Annotated in this window: 14 protein-coding genes and 1 pseudogene; 10 read left to right on the top strand and 5 right to left on the bottom strand. The window is 59.9% G+C overall.

Going from position 1 to position 17,080, the window contains the following annotated elements; all coding sequences use genetic code 11:
• Positions 1-7: 7 nt before the first annotated feature.
• A pseudogene (locus HMPREF2935_RS04950) lies at positions 8-690 on the bottom strand (helix-turn-helix transcriptional regulator).
• Positions 691-838: 148 nt separating this feature from the next.
• Here HMPREF2935_RS04950 and mptB point away from each other — a divergent pair.
• The 5 genes from mptB (at position 839) to HMPREF2935_RS04925 (ending at position 6,680) form a co-directional block, all read left to right on the top strand.
• Positions 839-2,566, top strand: a complete 1,728-nt coding sequence (mptB, locus tag HMPREF2935_RS04945) for a polyprenol phosphomannose-dependent alpha 1,6 mannosyltransferase MptB (protein ID WP_062040887.1) — start codon at positions 839-841, stop codon at positions 2,564-2,566.
• 6 nt (positions 2,567-2,572) lie between these two features.
• Positions 2,573-3,502, top strand: a complete 930-nt coding sequence (locus HMPREF2935_RS04940) for an ABC transporter ATP-binding protein (RefSeq protein WP_061922357.1) — start codon at positions 2,573-2,575, stop codon at positions 3,500-3,502.
• 9 nt (positions 3,503-3,511) lie between these two features.
• Complete coding sequence (locus HMPREF2935_RS04935; RefSeq protein WP_070732217.1) at positions 3,512-4,273, top strand: ABC transporter permease; 762 nt, start codon at positions 3,512-3,514, stop codon at positions 4,271-4,273.
• Positions 4,274-4,567: 294 nt separating this feature from the next.
• Positions 4,568-5,572: a COX15/CtaA family protein gene (locus HMPREF2935_RS04930; protein WP_070732215.1), complete on the top strand. Its 1,005-nt coding sequence runs from the start codon at positions 4,568-4,570 to the stop codon at positions 5,570-5,572.
• Between the two features lie 136 nt (positions 5,573-5,708).
• Positions 5,709-6,680 (top strand): quinone oxidoreductase family protein, encoded by a 972-nt coding sequence (locus HMPREF2935_RS04925; RefSeq protein ID WP_062035100.1) that lies wholly within the window; start codon positions 5,709-5,711, stop codon positions 6,678-6,680.
• Positions 6,681-6,741: 61 nt separating this feature from the next.
• Here the strand turns inward: HMPREF2935_RS04925 and HMPREF2935_RS04920 are convergent, their stop codons facing one another.
• Positions 6,742-7,686, bottom strand: a complete 945-nt coding sequence (locus HMPREF2935_RS04920) for a heme o synthase (protein WP_070732213.1) — start codon at positions 7,684-7,686, stop codon at positions 6,742-6,744.
• Between the two features lie 291 nt (positions 7,687-7,977).
• Here HMPREF2935_RS04920 and tkt point away from each other — a divergent pair, with 291 nt between their 5' ends.
• The 5 genes from tkt (at position 7,978) to pgl (ending at position 14,531) form a co-directional block, all read left to right on the top strand.
• Entirely contained in the window at positions 7,978-10,047 is a 2,070-nt protein-coding gene (tkt, locus tag HMPREF2935_RS04915) for a transketolase (protein WP_210400725.1), read from the top strand.
• Positions 10,048-10,054: 7 nt separating this feature from the next.
• A complete protein-coding gene (tal, locus tag HMPREF2935_RS04910) occupies positions 10,055-11,137 on the top strand; it encodes a transaldolase (RefSeq protein ID WP_070732207.1) in 1,083 nt (360 codons plus the stop codon).
• A 102-nt stretch (positions 11,138-11,239) separates the two neighbouring features.
• Entirely contained in the window at positions 11,240-12,772 is a 1,533-nt protein-coding gene (zwf, locus tag HMPREF2935_RS04905) for a glucose-6-phosphate dehydrogenase (protein WP_141756015.1), read from the top strand.
• Positions 12,773-12,785: 13 nt separating this feature from the next.
• Entirely contained in the window at positions 12,786-13,718 is a 933-nt protein-coding gene (locus HMPREF2935_RS04900) for a glucose-6-phosphate dehydrogenase assembly protein OpcA (protein ID WP_070732205.1), read from the top strand.
• Between the two features lie 45 nt (positions 13,719-13,763).
• Complete coding sequence (gene pgl / locus HMPREF2935_RS04895) at positions 13,764-14,531, top strand: 6-phosphogluconolactonase (protein ID WP_062035109.1); 768 nt, start codon at positions 13,764-13,766, stop codon at positions 14,529-14,531.
• A gap of 85 nt (positions 14,532-14,616) precedes the next feature.
• Here the strand turns inward: pgl and secG are convergent, their stop codons facing one another.
• The 3 genes from secG to pgk form a co-directional block, all read right to left on the bottom strand.
• The gene (secG, locus tag HMPREF2935_RS04890; RefSeq protein WP_061922327.1) at positions 14,617-14,853 is read right to left on the bottom strand and encodes a preprotein translocase subunit SecG; all 237 of its coding nucleotides are present in this window, start codon (positions 14,851-14,853) and stop codon (positions 14,617-14,619) included.
• Between the two features lie 125 nt (positions 14,854-14,978).
• Positions 14,979-15,758: a triose-phosphate isomerase gene (gene tpiA / locus HMPREF2935_RS04885; protein WP_062040908.1), complete on the bottom strand. Its 780-nt coding sequence runs from the start codon at positions 15,756-15,758 to the stop codon at positions 14,979-14,981.
• 53 nt (positions 15,759-15,811) lie between these two features.
• Entirely contained in the window at positions 15,812-17,029 is a 1,218-nt protein-coding gene (gene pgk / locus HMPREF2935_RS04880) for a phosphoglycerate kinase (RefSeq protein WP_070732203.1), read from the bottom strand.
• Between the last annotated feature and the right edge of the window lie 51 nt (positions 17,030-17,080).

Raw genomic sequence — 17,080 nt, 5'->3', positions numbered from 1 at the left:
CTTTCGTCTAATGCTTTGTTTTCCGGTCTTGATTAACCGGTGTCAAGGGGATGTTTGTGGTGCAGATTCCATGGCCATCTGCAATAGAAGCCAAGGGCTGCACGTGTTTACCTAACAGGGCAGAAAAGACTTCCTGTTCAGCCTCACATAGTTCCGGATGCTCTGCAGCCACATGGGCGACTGGGCAATGGTGCTGGCAAATCTGCACACCAAACCGGCACTGTTGACGGTCGCGGCATAGCCATGTTCGTCCAAGACAGCAGCCAACTTTTGGGCAACTTTCTCTACGGACTCATCTTCCCCGATAAGCGGGTGCACGTCCTCAAGGAGCTTTTCAAAGCGGGCCTTTGCAAAATTGCGCACGGCCTCGGCTCCACCTGCCGCCCTTAGGGCGTTCAGGGCATCGGAAGCCAGCGCGTCGTAGGCATGCCCGAATTGTGCACGCCCGCGGTCTGTGAGGCGGAAATGCTTGGCGGGGCGGCCGCGGCCAGCCGCGAGCGACTTACGCTGGACCACCTCCGTGAGCTCTTCTTCCACCAGAATGTCTAAGTGCCGGCGGATACCGGCGGCCGAAAGACCTAGGCGCTCGCCAAGATAAGAGGCCGTGACCGGCCCATCCTTAAGGAGGAGAAGCATGACCTGGCGGCGGGTATCGCCTTCAGTGGTTCTGGTCTCCTTTTCTGGGACCATCTGCTACACCTCCCGCCTTGAATGCGAACGACTATTTTTAGACAACACTAGTGTTCCCTAATTCATTCCCAATTTCCACCAACGCAGGTACCCGGCGTGGCGAGCCCTCACCCCCAACCCAATTGGCGGCCCGCTAGAGTAAACATCTATGAAACAACGCCTCACTGCTTTCCTCACGGGTATCCGCCAGGATCTCCCGCGTCTTGGCAGTGCGGGATCGCGTTCCGCGCAGCTGCATGCCGATGGAATTAGCGAAGATGCGGCAGGCTCCCTGCCCGGCGCACTCTATGATCTTCTGCCAGATGAAGACGCCGCTCGCCCGCGTACCACCATCGCCCAGCTGCGTGCCTTCTTTGTGCTGCGATGGATAGGCACGCTGGGTGCCATCCTCATCGCCGTCGGCGGCCTTGGGGCCGGCGCACTGCCCGTAGTAGGCAACCCCTATGACAACGTGCCCTTCGGCTCATTGATGTCGCGCATGTTGCAATCGGCTTCTGCCCTCGTCTTCTGCGGCGTAGGCCTGATGGTCACCGCATGGGTGCTCATGGCCCCGTTTGTTGGAACGCCTCTCCGCAACACCGAAAGCAATGGCGAGCATTCGCGGCCGCGCCGGTTGGTTACTGAAAGCCAGCTCTGGCGTACCTGGGCTGGTTGGGTTATCCCACTTGTTTTCACTGCGCCCCTTTTTACCCAGGACATCTATTCCTATCTGGCCAACGGCTCCATCGTCACCCAGGGCCTCGACCCATACTCTGGGGGCCCGGTGGAGCTCCTCGGTTCAGCCGATCCTTTGGCTCGCTCGGTCCCCTTCATCTGGGCTAACTCGCCCTCACCTTATGGCCCCGTCGCACTCGGGTTGGCCGGGATAGTCAGCCTGCTCACCGGCAATTCGATCATCTTGGGGGTTATCGCACACCGGCTGCTTTCGCTAGCCGGCATAATCGCCGCCGGCTGGGCCATCTCGCAGTTGGCTATCCGTTGTCGAGTCTCGCCCGAGTCCGCACTGTGGTTGGGCATCCTCAACCCGCTGACCACGTTGCACCTGGTAGGCGGCATCCACAATGAATCGGTCATGTTGGGATTGGCCTTGGTCGGCGTCGAGCTCGGCCTGCGCGGCGTCGACCGCCTAGGCGGCGCTCCGGCGTGGCTGTACTTTTTATGCTCGGGATTGCTCATTTCATGCGCCGGAATGGTCAAGGTTACGGGCTTCATCGGGCTGGGATTCGTTGGAATGGCGCTCGCCCGCGTGCTATTCATCCGCCGCGGATACTCCACCCCACGCGCCATCGGTAGCGCCGTCGCCCTGCAGTTTTTCATCCTGTTGGCCGCAATTGCCCTTGTCACGCTGACTTCCGGAATCGGGCTTGGCTGGATAACCGGGCAAGGCGGCGCAGCATCCATCCGCTCGTGGTTGTCCTCTAGTACTGCAGTCGGCGTCAGTGCTGGCTTCCTCGGAATGCTCTTAGGTTTGGGCGATCACACCGACGCCATCCTCACTTTCACCCGTACCATCGGTGTCATCATCGCAGCCGGTTTCATGCTGCGTATGTTGCTAGCCACATATCGTGGCAGCATCCACCCGGTAGGCGGCCTCGGCATCGCCACCTTGGTGCTGGTCATCTTCTTCCCAGTGGTCCACCCGTGGTACATCCTGTGGGCCGTGCTGCCCTTGGCGGCGTGGGCCAACCGTCTCATCTTCCGGATCACGGTGGTTATATATTCTGCGGCGATGAGTTTCTTCGTGCTCCCTCGCGGCCTTGGCCTACCGCCCGGCACAATCGTGGTCATTTATACCGCAGCTATCGTGACTTATCTCGTGGTCATGGGACTGTGGATGGTGCTATTACGCCGTTCGCGAATCAGTGTCCTAAACTAGGCACTCGTGAATGCAACTTTCGATGGGGCACCAGCGCTAGAGCTCAGCAACGTGGTCAAGTCCTACGGCGATAAACGGGCCGTCGACGGGCTCAGCTTCCGCGTAGAACGCGGCGAGATGCTGTGCCTGCTTGGACCTAACGGCGCCGGCAAAACCACCACCATCGAGATGTGTGAGGGCTTTAAGAAGCCGACGTCGGGAAGCATCCGCGTCTTGGGCCTTAATCCCAGCACCGATCCCGACGCCGTGCGCGAGCGCATCGGCATCATGCTCCAGGGCGGCGGTTCCTACTCTGGCATCCGCGTACGCGAGATGCTACAGCTCAGCGCCAAGTACAGTGCAAACCCGCTCGATCCCGACTGGCTGATTGAACAGCTGGGGCTTAAAGGAGTGGAGAAAAACACTTATCGGCGCCTCTCCGGTGGCCAGCAACAGCGCCTGTCCCTAGCGCTGGCAATCATCGGCCGCCCGGAGTTGGTCTTCCTCGATGAACCAACTGCAGGACTCGACGCCCAATCCCGCTTGGCCGTGTGGGATCTCATCCGCGCGCTCCGCAATGACGGAGTAACCACCGTTCTGACCACCCACCTGATGGACGAGGCCGAGGCTTTGGCTGACCACGTTGTCATCGTGGACCACGGGCACATGGTGGCGCAGGGTACAACGGCAGAGCTCATGGAATCCACGGGCTCACCGCTCATCACTTTCGAGACAGCCACCGAGGTGGACCTTAACGCGCTCAACGCGGCAGGGCTGCCCACTGAGGCCACCCGCCCACTGCATTACCGCGTGGAAACCCCGGCTACCCCAGACGTCATCGCCCGCCTGGCCCAGGAGCTTGCCCAGCAAGGCGTTACCTTACGCAACCTGGACACCACCCACCGCAACCTTGAGGACGTCTTCCTCGACATTACCGGCCGCGAGCTGCGCAGCTAAGGAGTAATCATGACGCGTTTCGAACCGGGAACCTTTCAGCCTCACCCGCAGCGTGCCAGCGTCTGGACCATGGCACGAGCTCAGGGCCTAATCGAGTCCAAACTCATGCTGCGCCACGGTGAGCAGCAACTGCTCAGCATCGTCATTCCCCTAGCCATTTTGATTGGCGCGGCACGGATGGAGCACATTACCGGCCACGGCCTGAAGGAAGTATTCCCCATGGTCTTGGCGGTGGCGGCCACAAGCTCCGGCTTTACCGGCCAAGCCATTGCGCTGGCCTTTGACCGCCGCTACGGCGCACTGAAGCGAACTGGCGCCTCCGGCGTCCCGGCCTGGACCATCATCGTGGGCAAGATTGCCGCCGTCTTCGCAATGGTCGCGTTCCAAGTCCTCGTCCTCGGCGGCGTTGCCTTCCTGCTTGGCCTGCGGGTTAGCCTTGGCGGCATCTTGCTGGGGCTTATCACCCTCATCCTGGGCGTGTGCGCCTTCACCGCGCTCGGCCTGCTGCTCGGCGGCACTTTAAGTTCGGAGGTGGTCCTCGCGGTTGCGAACCTCATCTGGTTCATTCTGATGGGAGTCGTGGGCTGGGCCATGTACACCCAGGGCTTGAGCAATGACGGCATCCTTACTGTGGTGCCCACGGTCGCGATGGCAAGCGCGCTTGCCGACGCCCTCAACCACACCCTCCCCTGGCAGGAACTACTCGTACTCCTCGCCTGGGCCGGCGCTGCCTCCTTCGCAGCGGTGCGCTGGTTCCGCTTCGAGGGCTAATCGCGCACCTGACTGCACCACGCGGGCTTGAACCGTTTGGTGAGGGCCCACATCTGCAAATGGTGAGGTCCCACAATCGCAAATGGTGAGGTCACCCCGTAACAGCTGTGACCCGAGTATTGCGCTGAGACTGGTGTAGCCTCACCTCACCAAGTCGACCTCACCATTTGGAAACTGCGAAATGCAGCCGCGAAAAAGTTCCATTTCCGGCAGCAAATGTGACTTTTATCTTTTTCGCTCCCGCAGGCATTCAGGGTTTCGTTCCGACCCTGTCCGAGCGGTAGTCTTTTTAACGTGAATTCCGGTAACAAAGTATCTACGTTTTTCCGCGAGGCGACGCCCGCCATCAAGACGCAGCGTCTCATCGCGATGATTCTGCTCGTCTGCCAAGGCGGCATTACCGTATCCGGCGCCATTGTGCGTGTTACGGGTTCCGGCCTTGGCTGCATCACTTGGCCCGAGTGCCACCCGGGCTCGCTGGTTCCTCTCTCCGGTGCGGCACCGTGGATCCACCAACTCATCGAGTTCGGTAACCGCCTGCTTACCTTCGTCGTCACGGCTGCCGCGATGGCTGCCATCATGGCGATGCATATGGCGCGCCGCCGCACTGAGTTGAAGGTTTATGCGTGGTTGAACTTGGCCGGCATCGTGGTCCAAGCAATCATCGGCGCCATCTCCGTTTTCTTGAAGCTCAACTGGTGGGCCGTGGCGCTGCACTTCCTACCATCGATGATTCTCGTCTGGTTGGCTGCAATGCTTTACTCCCGCATCCTTGAGCCTGACGACGGCGTGCGCACCCAGATCTTCCCACAGGCCATCCGCGTGTTGGCTGCGATGGCGTCCATTGCCCTCGCTGTGGTCCTCACCACCGGCACCATGGTCACCGGCTCTGGTGTCCACTCTGGAGACGATGGCGTCGGCATGGAAGGCCGCCTCAACGTCGATACCGAGATGATGGCCGTGGTTCATGCGATGTGCATGTACGCCTATCTGATCCTCACCGTCATTGTGATGTTCATGCTTTACCGTGTTCATGCACCGGCATTCGTCAAGAAGGCCGCCTGGGTGCTCATCGCCTGCATTCTCATCCAATGGGGCATCGGCGTCGCCCAGTTCTACATGCACGTCCCGCGCTGGACGGTGCCAATCCACATCGGCATGTCTTCCGTAGTCACCGCTTTCACCGCTCTCCTATGGGCGCATGGTGTTCGCCGCGTCAACGGCACAGAGGGCCTGAAGACTGGCTCCCCAGCAGCCGAAGAAAAGTTCGCTGCACGGCAGGCAACACTGACGAAATAAAACTTAAACCAGGTTGTAGACTCCCGAGACTTAATAGTCTTCGGCGAAACCGCTCCACCTACTCAAACCGGCCCTGAGGCCGTTCGGTGGAGCGGTTTTCCTGCATGTATGCGAGTAGCTGCGATAGCCTTGAAACATGTACGCAATTCAGGTCAACCACAAAGGTGGCCCAGAGGTCCTCGAGTATGTAGAGACTTCGGCACCCACCCCTACCGAGGATCAGCTGCTTGTCGACGTAATCGTGGCCGGTGTCAACTACATCGACACCTATTACCGCGAAGGCATCTACAGCGCCACGCCTCCTTTCATCCTCGGCCTCGAAGGCACTGGTCGCGTTGTCCACGACCCAAAGGGCGAAATCGCCGAGGGCACCATGGTGGCTTGGGACCACGCTTTCGGCTCCTATGCGGAGCAAGTATGCGTGCCGCGCGACCGCATCGTTGCGGTCCCCGATGACTTCCCGCCTGAGGTAGCTGGTTCGATGCTCCTGCAGGGAATGACCGCTCATTACCTAGCAAATGGCGTGTACCAGCTCGGCGAGGGCGCCTCCTGCCTTATCACCGCGGGCGCAGGAGGCGTGGGCCTTATCCTCACCCAAATGGCTAAGGCAGCCGGTGCCACGGTTTACACGGTGGTCTCTACCGATGAAAAAGAAGCCTTGTCATACGAGGCTGGCGCTGACCAAGTGTTCCGTTACGGCGAAGGACTTGCTGAGCAGGTTCGCCGCTTCAACGGTGGTTTCGGTGTGGACGTTGTCTACGACGGCGTCGGCAAGGATACCTTCATGGAGTCGCTCGAAGTGGTGCGTCCACGCGGCACCGTGGCACTGTTTGGCGCAGCCTCCGGCCCGGTTCCACCGATGGATCCGCAGCTACTCAACAAGCACGGCTCAATCTTTTTGACCCGGCCTTCTCTGGGCGCGTGGACCTCCCAGGAAGGCGAGTTCCAAATGCGTGCCCAGGCAGTCGTTCAGGCGGTAACCGACGGCGACGTGGTCTTCAACGTCACGGCCTCCTACCCGCTCGCAGAAGCCGCGCAAGCCCATCGCGATCTCCAAGAGCGCAAGACCACCGGTTCTATCGTCTTAAGAGTGCGCGAGGACAACTAGGCTAGGTTTTATTGCCGCTTGTTCTATTTCACCTTCAGACCCACCAAGTTGGCTGATCGTGTTAGAACCAAGCCGTCGACCAGCCAAACATGCTGCCGATGGATTCCCAGCCCAGCACAGCGTCGATAGATAGGCCGATGAACAAGACCGACAGGTAGTTATTGGAGTAGATGAACAAGCGCATGGGCTTGACCTTTTCGCCCTGCTTGACGCCTCGGTGAAGTGCAACGGCAATCCACAAGAAGACGGCGCCGGAACCAACTGCAGCCACCAAATAGATCCACGAGGCGGCAGGGATGATCAGGAAGGTCACGATGAGCGTACCGACCGTGTACCAGACAATCTGGCGGGTTACCTCGACCTCAGGGGCGACTACCGGCAGCATCGGAACGCCTGCCTTGCGGTAGTCCTCCTTGTACTTCATTGCCAGTGCCCACGTATGCGGCGGTGTCCAAAAGAAGATAATAAGGAACAGCACGATAGCCTGCCACCACTTATCGGGCTCACCAGCAGGGGCATTGTCACGAATTACTGCCCATCCCACCATCGCCGGCATACAGCCAGCGAGGCCGCCCCAGACGATGTTTTGGGAATTGCGCATCTTCAAAAACTTCGTATAGACGAAGACATAGAAGAAGTTAGTCAGGATGACGAAGAACGCTGCCAGCCAGGAGTGCGCCAGAACGCCCAGCCAGAAGACCGAAAGCGCCAACATCACCCACGCAAAGATGGCAGCATTGCGGCGCGAGATACTCGCACGCACGAGCGGCCTAGCGCGAGTGCGCTGCATTTTCTGGTCGATCTCATAGTCCACCACATTGTTGAAGGTGTGGGCAGCCGCAGCGCCCATCCAGCCGCCGAAGATGGTGGAAAGGATTAGCCAGAAGTTATCCGTGACGGATTCAACACCACGCTGCGCTTGGAGCATCGCCGGAATTGCGGCGACTAGCAAAAGCTCAATGATCCTCGGCTTCGTCAGCGCAAAATAGGCCTTTAACGTCTCCAAGGAATATTCCTCCAGTATCTGGCACGGGGTAAATTTTTGTGGCCGCCTGGTTATGGCCGCAATCTAGTTGTCGGCTTCGGGGGTTAGAAAGTTCCCCCGCCTTTAACCAAGGCTTCTTAACCATGCCAGCCTACAGTTTCTTGGACCGTTTTAGATAATCCACCACAATCCGTGACAATCCACCACCCGTTAATCAAAACATCTAGACTTGAGGGGTCAATACTCAACCGATCCACAAAGTAAGGGGCGTCCCCAGTGTCGCAAGAAAAGCTGACCCCAGAATTGCAAGCCATGGTCGAGCGCCGTTATCCGGCTGACTGGACTGATGTGGATACTCGCGCGGTCGACACCGTCCGCGTTCTCGCAGCAGATGCTGTCCAAAAGTGCGGCTCCGGCCACCCCGGCACCGCGATGTCCCTGGCACCGCTGGCTTATACCCTGTACCAGCGCGTCATCAATCATGACCCGAACGATGTTAAGTGGGCCGGCCGCGACCGTTTCGTTCTTTCTGTTGGTCACTCCTCGCTGACGCAGTACATCCAGCTTTACTTGGGCGGCTTCGGCCTGGAGCTGGAGGACCTCAAATCCCTACGTACCTGGGGCTCGCTGACGCCAGGCCACCCCGAGGTCAACCACACCGACGGCGTGGAGATTACCACCGGCCCGCTCGGCCAGGGTTTGGCTTCCGCAGTCGGCATGGCCATGGCGGCCCGCAAGGAACGCGGGCTTTTCGACGCCGCAGCCCCGGCCGGCGAGTCCCCGTTCGATCACTTCGTTTACGTCATCTCCTCTGATGGCGACCTGCAAGAAGGCGTTACCGCCGAGGCTTCCTCGCTGGCAGGGACCCAGAAGCTGGGCAACCTCATCGTCTTTTGGGATGACAACCGCATCTCCATCGAGGACGATACGAACATCGCCTTCAACGAGGACGTCGTAGCGCGCTACGAGGCCTACGGCTGGCACGTCCAGACCGTCGAGTCCGGTGAAGACGTCGAGGCGCTCGAGGCCGCTGCACAGGCCGCCCGCGAGGAAACCGAGCGCCCATCTTTCATCCGCGTCAAGACCGTCATCGGTTACCCGGCACCAAACAAAATGAACACCGGCGGCGTGCACGGCGCTGCGCTAGGTGATGAAGAGGTTGCCGCCACCAAGGAAGTTCTGGGCTTCGATCCAGAAAAGACTTTCGAGGTCTCCGACGAGGTAATAACCCACACCCGCAAGCTGCGTGAGCGCGGCGCAGAGGCGCACGCTAAGTGGCAGGAAAAGTTCGACGCTTGGGCTGCCGCAAGCCCAGAGGGCAAGGCACTCTTCGACCGTATGCAGGCACGTAAGCTGCCGGAGAACTTCGCAGCAGAATTACCGGAATGGGATGAGGGCGATTCCATCGCTACCCGAAAGGCCTCTGAGGCCACCATCCAGGCACTGGCTGCTGCAGTTCCGGAGATGTGGGGCGGTTCCGCCGACCTGGCTGGCTCCAACAACACCGTCATCAAGGGCGCCCATTCCTTCGGCCCTGAGTCCATCACCACCGGCGCTTGGGATGCTAAGCCTTACGGCCGCAACCTCCACTTCGGTATTCGCGAGCACGCGATGTCCGCAATCATGAACGGCATCGCGCTGCACGGCAACACCCGGGTTTACGGCGGCACCTTCCTGATTTTCTCCGAGTATCAGTACCCAGCCGTCCGTCTCGGTGCCTTGATGTCCACCGATACCTACTACGTCTGGACCCACGACTCCATCGGCTTGGGCGAGGATGGCCCAACCCACCAGCCGGTCGAGACCTTGGCCGCCCTGCGTGCAATCCCGAATCTCTCGGTCATCCGCCCAGCCGACGCCAACGAGACTGCGCAGGCTTGGGCCGCCGCCTTCGAGTACAAGGCAGCTCCAAAGGGCCTTGCGCTTTCCCGCCAGAACCTGCCGGTGCTTGCCGGCACCAAGGAAAAGGCAGCCGAGGGCGTACGTCGTGGCGCCTACGTCTTGGTAGAAGCATCCAAGGAAACCCCAGACGTCATCCTGCTGGCCACCGGCTCCGAGGTGCAGCTGGCTGTCGAGGCCGCAAAGCAGCTCGAAGCAGAAGGCACCGCCACCCGCGTTGTCTCTGCGCCATGCCTGGAATGGTTCGACGAGCAGGACGATGCCTACCGCGAGTCCGTGCTGCCTTCCGCAGTCCGCGCCCGCGTCTCCGTCGAGGCTGCTCTCGCAATGCCTTGGTACAAGTACACCGGCACCTTCGGCCGCAATGTCTCCCTCGAGCACTTCGGCGCTTCTGCCCCAGCCGGCGAGCTCTTCGAGAAGTTTGGCATCACCACCGAAGCCGTAGTCAACGCCGCCCACGAATCCATCACCGCTAGCAAGTAAGGAAAACATGTCGCATATTGATGAACTCGCTCAACTCGGTACCTCTACCTGGTTGGACGATCTTTCCCGCGAGCGCCTAGACTCCGGCAACCTCGAGGAGATCATCTCCTCCAAGTCCATCGTGGGTGTCACCACAAACCCGGCCATCTTCGCCGCTGCGATGTCCAAGGGCACCGCTTACGATGCCGCGATTGCGCAGCTTAAAGAAGAGGGCGCAAAGGCTGACGACGCCGTCTATGCCCTTGCCATCGAGGATGTTGCCCGCGCATGCGATATGTTCGCAGGAATCTACGAGGCATCTTTAGGCCGCGACGGGCGCGTTTCCATCGAGGTCGATCCCCGCATCTCCGCCGATGCCGAGGCCACCATCCAGCAGGCACGCGAGCTGTGGGCGCGCGTTAACCGTCCGAACCTGATGATCAAGGTTCCAGCCACCGAGGGTTCCCTTCCGGCCATCGCTGACGCGCTTGCCGATGGCATCTCCGTCAACGTCACCTTGATCTTCTCCGTCGAGCGCTACGGTGAAGTCATCGACACCTTCAAGAAGGGCCTGCGCCGCGCCGAGGAGGCCGGCCACGACGTTTCCAAGATTCACTCCGTGGCTTCCTTCTTCGTCTCCCGTTTGGACAGCGAAGTCGACAAGCGCCTCGAGGCAATCGGAAGCGATGCTGCCTTGGCAGCGCGCGGCAAGGCGGGCGTCGCCAATGCCCAGCGCGCCTACGCCCTGTTCAAGAAGGAGCTGCTGGAGGCAGGCGATCTTCCCGCAGGAGCGAATGTGCAGCGCCCGCTGTGGGCGTCGACGGGCGTTAAGAACCCCGACTACCCCGCTACCTTGTACGTTTCCGAGTTGGCTGGCCCGCACACGGTCAACACCATGCCGGAAAAAACTATCGACGCAGTGCTAGCAGAAGGCAACTTGCACGGTGATACCCTAAGCGATTCCGCCGAGCAGGCAGAAGTCGTCTTCACCGAGCTGGCAGAACTCGGTATCGACTTCGACGATGTCTTCGCGGTCCTAGAAAAAGAGGGCGTCGATAAGTTCGTCGCCGCTTGGGAAGAACTTCTGGAATCGATGGCCGCTCGCCTGTAGCTGCGGCCGCCTATTTGGCCGCGCGCCCCGCTGACTAACCTCGGCGGGGCGCTTGTCGCTAGAATGTGTCGCTGGAGAATTAAATTGGGAAAGGAACCCCCTGTGACGGAATCGAGCGCCTGGGTAAATCCACTGCGCAACGCGAAGGACAAGCGCCTACCGCGCATCGCCGGTCCCTCGGGCATGGTGATTTTCGGTGTAACCGGTGACCTCGCTTATAAGAAACTGCTACCCGCCATCTACGACCTTGCACACCGCGGCCTCCTGCCCGCTGGTTTCACCTTGGTTGGCTATGGCCGCCGTGACTGGAACAAACAAGAGTTCTGCGACTACGTGATGGGTGCAGTCAAGGCAGGCGCCCGTACCAAGTTCAACGAGCATGTCTGGCAGCACCTGGCGCAGGGCATCGAGTTCGTGCACGGAGCTTTTGATGACGCCGGCTTCGACGCCCTGTCCGCACGCTTGGCGGAGCTAGATTCCTCCCGCGGTACCGGCGGCAACTGGGCTTATTATCTTTCTGTTCCACCGGAGTTCTTCTCCAGCATCTGCCACCAGCTTGAGCGCGTTGGCATGGCCAACAGCGCTGACGATTCTTGGCGCCGTGTCATCATTGAAAAACCTTTCGGCCACGACCAAGCATCTGCTCGTGAGCTCAATGAGATTGTCAACGCGGTCTTTCCGGAGTCTTCCGTATTCCGCATTGACCACTACCTTGGCAAGGAAACCGTCCAGAACATTATGGCGCTGCGCTTTGCCAACCAGATCTTCGAGCCGATGTGGAATGCGCACTACATCGACCATGTGCAGATCACTATGGCAGAGGACATCGGCTTGGGAGGCCGCGCCGGCTACTATGACGGCATCGGCGCCGCCCGCGACGTTATCCAGAACCACCTGTTGCAGCTGCTCGCCCTCGTAGCTATGGAAGAGCCTTCTTCCTTTGAACCGGAGGCACTGCAGGCGGAAAAGATCAAGGTCTTGCGCGCGACTCAGGCGGTTCACCCGTTGAACAAGACCACCGCCCGCGGCCAGTATTCTGCAGGTTGGCAGGGCTCCGAGTACGTGCGGGGCCTGCGTGAGGAGGACGGATTCGATCCTGCTTCTACCACTGAGACCTATGCGGCCTGCACCCTTGAGGTCAACTCCCGTCGCTGGGCCGGTGTGCCTTTCTACCTGCGCACCGGCAAGCGCCTCGGCCGCCGCGTCACCGAGATCGCACTGGTATTCAAGACCGCCCCGCACCAGCCGTTCGACAACGGTCAGGCAGAGGCCCTCGGCCAGAACGCCGTGGTCATTCGCGTCCAACCAGACGAGGGCGTAACAATGCGCTTCGGTTCAAAGGTGCCGGGTTCCACCATGGAAGTCCGCGATGTCAACATGGACTTCGCCTACGCAGAGGCCTTCACCGAGGAATCTCCTGAGGCTTATGAGCGCCTCATCCTCGATGCTTTGCTCGACGAGTCCTCACTTTTCCCGACCAACGAGGAAGTCGAGCTCTCCTGGTCCATCCTCGACCCAATTCTTGACTATTGGGCCAAGGCCGGGCAGCCGGAAGAGTACCCAGCGGGCACTTGGGGCCCTGAATCCGCCAACACGATGCTGCGCCGCCGAGGCCATACCTGGCGTCGCCCTTAAGGAGGCCACAGCGATGATTATCCCATTGCCTGATACCACGACCCGCAAGATCTCCAAGAAGCTCGTTGAAGCGCAGGAGCACTACACGCTAACCACTGGCCGCGTGCTCACGCTCATTGTTGCCGCTAACGAGGGAGACGATATCGAGGGCATCCTAGCCTCCGTTCGCGACGCTTCGCACGAGCACCCCTCCCGCGTGCTCGTCGTCATCGCCGGCTCCGGCGACAAGGAAACCCACCTCGATGCCGAGCTGCGCGTCGGCGGTGAGGCTGGCGCCTCGGAGATCGTCGTCATGCACCTGCACGGCGACCTAGCTGAGCAGTCCGAGTCCGTGGTTATCCCGCTGCTGCTTCCGGATACGCCACTGGTTGCATGGTGGCCCACCAAGTGCCCAGCAAATCCAGCGCAGAGCCCAATCGGCAAGCTGGCGCAGCGCCGGATCCCCAACGTGGCCTACGGGGAAGGGGCGAGCCATGAGGAACTCATGCAGCTCTCCCGCGGCTATACCCCGGGTGACTCGGATATGTCTTGGGCAGCCATTACCCTGTGGCGCGGCATCGTGGCATCGGCGCTTGACCGCCACCCACATGAGCCGGTCGAGTCCGTGGAAGTCTGCGGAGCCGCAGAAAGCCCGGCCGCTGACTTTGCTGCGGGCTGGCTTGTCGACGCCCTGGGTGTTCCGGTAACCCGGAAGACCACGACCGCCCCGGAGCCGGGGGCGTTTCCTATCCACTCCCTGCGCTTTAAACGCGTATCCTCACACGTAACAGTCGACGTCGTCGACGCTAGCACCGTCCGCGTACGGGTTCCGGGTTCCCCGGATTCCCTGGTCTCGTTGAGCGTGCGTTCGCAGGCAGAAATCCTCTCTGAGGACCTGCGCCACCTCGACTCTGACAAGACATATGCGCACTCGCTTCGCGCACTGTCACGCGTGGGCTACAGTTAGTCGTACACCTTTATTTTTTATAACCCTTTTAAGGATCAAACACACATGGTCACTCTTCACCGCGTGAGCGATGTAGACGAACTCATATCCTCTGCCGCCCGCAAATTCATCGACGTAGTCACGTCGGTCCAGGCCCCGGGCGGCGGCCTTCACAACGACGGCGTGGCGCGCGTCGTTCTCACCGGCGGTGGTGCCGGCATTGGAACCCTGCGCGAGCTGGCTCGCCTCGATGCCGCTGCGAAGCAGCAGAGTGAGGATTACCCAGCCTTGGCCATCGATTGGACCCGCGTGCACGTTTTCTTTGGCGATGAGCGCAATGTTCCAGTCTCCGATCCTGATTCCAACGAGGGCCAGGCCCGTGCGGCACTCCTGCACGCAGCGGGCGTTCCGGAAGAACACATTCACGGTCTCGACTTGGGCGCAATCGCCATGGAACATGCGGCGAAGGCCTATGCGGGCGAGATTTCGGAGTTCGCACCTAACGGCTTCGACCTACATCTGCTCGGCATGGGCGGCGAGGGCCACATCAACTCCATGTTCCCGCATTCTGCGGCAGTAATGGAACAAGAAGACCTCGTTGTAGCAGTCCCCGACTCTCCCAAGCCACCAGCAGAGCGAGTCACGCTGACGCTGCCTGCGGTTAACCGCTCCGAGCGTGTGTGGTTCTTGGTCTCCGGTGAGGAAAAGGCTGAGGCGGCCTCCCACATCGTGGCTGGCTCCCCCGCCATCGAATGGCCTGCAGCCGGTGCGCATGGCACTAGCGAAACCATTCTTTTCCTAAGCGACGACGCCGCGACGGTAATCGAAGAATAAGCAACGAAGAATAAGCAGAAAAGTAAAAGGCCGCGCTTCCTTAAAAGTAAAGGAAGCGCGGCCTTTCTTTAAGCCTGCTTAGGCTTTAAACGGCGTATGCCTGGATCAGATTGAGTGCTACGATGCAGGCCAACCAGATGATAACCATCACGATGGTGTAGCGGTCCAAGTTCTTCTCCACGACGGTGGAGCCAGAAAGGTTGGACTGGACGCCGCCGCCGAAGAGGCTGGAAAGTCCGCCGCCCTTGCCCTTGTGCAGCAACACGAAGATGGACATGAGGATCGCGGCAATCACCAAGATGATTTCCAGTGCCAAGATCATAGGATCGTTCCTCTCAGAATTTATTAATTAACTCCGGACTACTCTACACCACGAAGTGGGCCGAAGAATACTTCGACCCACGTGCGTAGCGCTGGTTATCCAGTACCTATTCCTTGACCCGGTGCTTAGGCAACGGTGGATGCGTTTGCAGCGAGCTTGGCAAATTCGTCGCCTACCAAGGAAGCTCCGCCGACTAGCCCGCCATCGACGTCGGGCTTGCCCACGATCTCGGCGACGGAGTCAACCTTGACGGAACCGCCGTAGAGAATACGAATGCCTTCTGCCACCTCTTCGCCCGCAAGTTCGCGCACGAGAGCACGGATTGCAGCGCAAACCTCCTGGGCGTCGTCAGCGGAGGCAACCTTGCCGGTGCCGATGGCCCAGACAGGCTCATAGGCAACGACGATCTTGGACAAGTCCTCAGCGGACAGGCCTGCGAGGGAATTGCGGGTCTGGTTGACCACGTAGTCAACGTGGGTGCCGGACTCGCGAACGTCGAGCGGCTCGCCGACGCACACGATCGGGCTCAGGCCGTGCTTGAGTGCTGCAGCAGCCTTTTCCGATACGAGCTCGTCGGTCTCGCCGTGGTACTCGCGGCGCTCAGAGTGGCCAACTACGGCCCACTTGCAGCCCAAGGATGCGAGCATCTTGCCTGAGACCTCACCGGTGTAGGCGCCAGAATCGTGCTTGGAGATGTCCTGTGCGCCGTAGGTCAGAAGCAGCTTGTCGCCCTCGGAGAGAGTCTGCATGGTGCGCAGGTCAGTAAACGGCACCATGAAGGCGACGTCGACCTTGTCGTAGTAGTCCTTCGGCAGAGAGAAGTCGAACTTCTGGATGGAGGCGATTGCTTCCTTGTGGTCCAGGTTCATCTTCCAGTTACCGGCAATCAGTGGTTTACGTGCCATGGAAAATTTTCCTTTCGGGTTTTATTGTGCGTAGGCCTGTGTAACCGCGGCGCTTATGCTTGCAGAACGGATACGCCCGGCAGTTGCTTACCCTCGAGGAACTCGAGGGATGCGCCGCCGCCAGTGGAGATGTGGGAAAAGCCCTCTTCATTCAGGCCAAGCAGGCGAACCGAAGCGGCGGAGTCGCCACCGCCGACGACGGTGAAGGAGCCGTTGTTTTCGGTGGCAGAGATGATGGACTTAGCAACGCCTTCGGTGCCCTTGGAGAATGCCTCCATCTCGAATACGCCCATCGGACCATTCCAGAATACGGTCTTAGAGGATGCAATAACCTCGTCGAATGCCTTGACGGACTCAGGTCCAATGTCCAGGGACATCCAGCCCTCTAGGATGCCGTCGAGGGCGACAACCTTGTTTTCCGCATCAGCGTTGAACTCGGTAGCGGCGATGAGATCTACCGGCAGAACGAGCTTGTCACCGAAGCGCTTGAGCAGGTCCTTGCAGTTGTCGATCTGGTCTTCCTGCAGCAGAGAGTTCTGAACGTTGTAGCCCTTTGCCGCGAGCAGGGTGTAGCACATGCCTCCACCAATGATGACCTTGTCAGCCTTATCTGCCAGCGCTTCGATGACGCCGAGCTTGTCAGAGACCTTCGCGCCGCCGAGGACAACCACGTATGGGTGTTCTGGCTTTTCAGCGACAGCTGCGAGAGTCTCGACTTCCTTCTGCACGAGTTTGCCTGCAAACGCCGGCAGGCGCTTAGCGACGTCGTATACGGAAGCCTGCGCGCGGTGGACAACGCCAAAACCGTCGGAGACGAAGGCGCCGTTATCCGCAGCCAAGGCAGCGAGCTCATCAGCGAAAGCGCCGCGCTCAGCCTCATCCTTGGAGGTCTCGCGAGCATCGAAACGCACGTTCTCGATCAGCATGACGTCACCGTCGTTAAGACCGTTTGCGCGCTCGTGTGCGTCCTCACCGGTTACGTCGCCAGCAAGCGCTACGTATTGACCCAGTGCCTCAGAAAGAGCCTGTGCTACCGGTGCCAGGGAGTACTTCTCGTTTACCTCGCCCTTTGGACGGCCCAGGTGTGCGGAAAGGATGACCTTGGCGCCGCCTTCAACGAGTGCCTTGATGGTTGGCAGGGATGCGGTGATACGTCCGGAGTCAGTAATGTTGCCTTCCTCGTCGAGCGGCACATTGAAGTCGGATCGTACGAGGACGTGGCGGGACTCCACACCCTCTGCGATGAGGTCATCAAGGGTCTTGAAAGCCATTGGATTCTCCTTCATTGAAATCTTTAAAAAGCGTTCTATACAAGACTACCG

Origin of the sequence: Corynebacterium sp. HMSC076D02 (assembly GCF_001813815.1) — a bacterium.
GTDB classification, from domain to species: domain Bacteria; phylum Actinomycetota; class Actinomycetes; order Mycobacteriales; family Mycobacteriaceae; genus Corynebacterium; species Corynebacterium simulans.
This window is presented reverse-complemented; position numbering and strand designations above follow the sequence as displayed.

Bases quoted from the DNA above. Each gene is read 5' to 3' on its own strand.
- mptB (WP_062040887.1), top strand. From the start codon at position 839: ATGAAACAACGCCTCACTGCTTTCCTCACGGGTATCCGCCAGGATCTC.
- tal (WP_070732207.1), top strand. From the start codon at position 10,055: ATGTCGCATATTGATGAACTCGCTCAACTCGGTACCTCTACCTGGTTG.
- HMPREF2935_RS04935 (WP_070732217.1), top strand. From the start codon at position 3,512: ATGACGCGTTTCGAACCGGGAACCTTTCAGCCTCACCCGCAGCGTGCC.
- HMPREF2935_RS04900 (WP_070732205.1), top strand. From the start codon at position 12,786: ATGATTATCCCATTGCCTGATACCACGACCCGCAAGATCTCCAAGAAG.
- HMPREF2935_RS04925 (WP_062035100.1), top strand. From the start codon at position 5,709: ATGTACGCAATTCAGGTCAACCACAAAGGTGGCCCAGAGGTCCTCGAG.
- tpiA (WP_062040908.1), bottom strand. From the start codon at position 15,758: ATGGCACGTAAACCACTGATTGCCGGTAACTGGAAGATGAACCTGGAC.
- tkt (WP_210400725.1), top strand. From the start codon at position 7,978: ATGGTCGAGCGCCGTTATCCGGCTGACTGGACTGATGTGGATACTCGC.
- pgl (WP_062035109.1), top strand. From the start codon at position 13,764: ATGGTCACTCTTCACCGCGTGAGCGATGTAGACGAACTCATATCCTCT.
- pgk (WP_070732203.1), bottom strand. From the start codon at position 17,029: ATGGCTTTCAAGACCCTTGATGACCTCATCGCAGAGGGTGTGGAGTCC.
- secG (WP_061922327.1), bottom strand. From the start codon at position 14,853: ATGATCTTGGCACTGGAAATCATCTTGGTGATTGCCGCGATCCTCATG.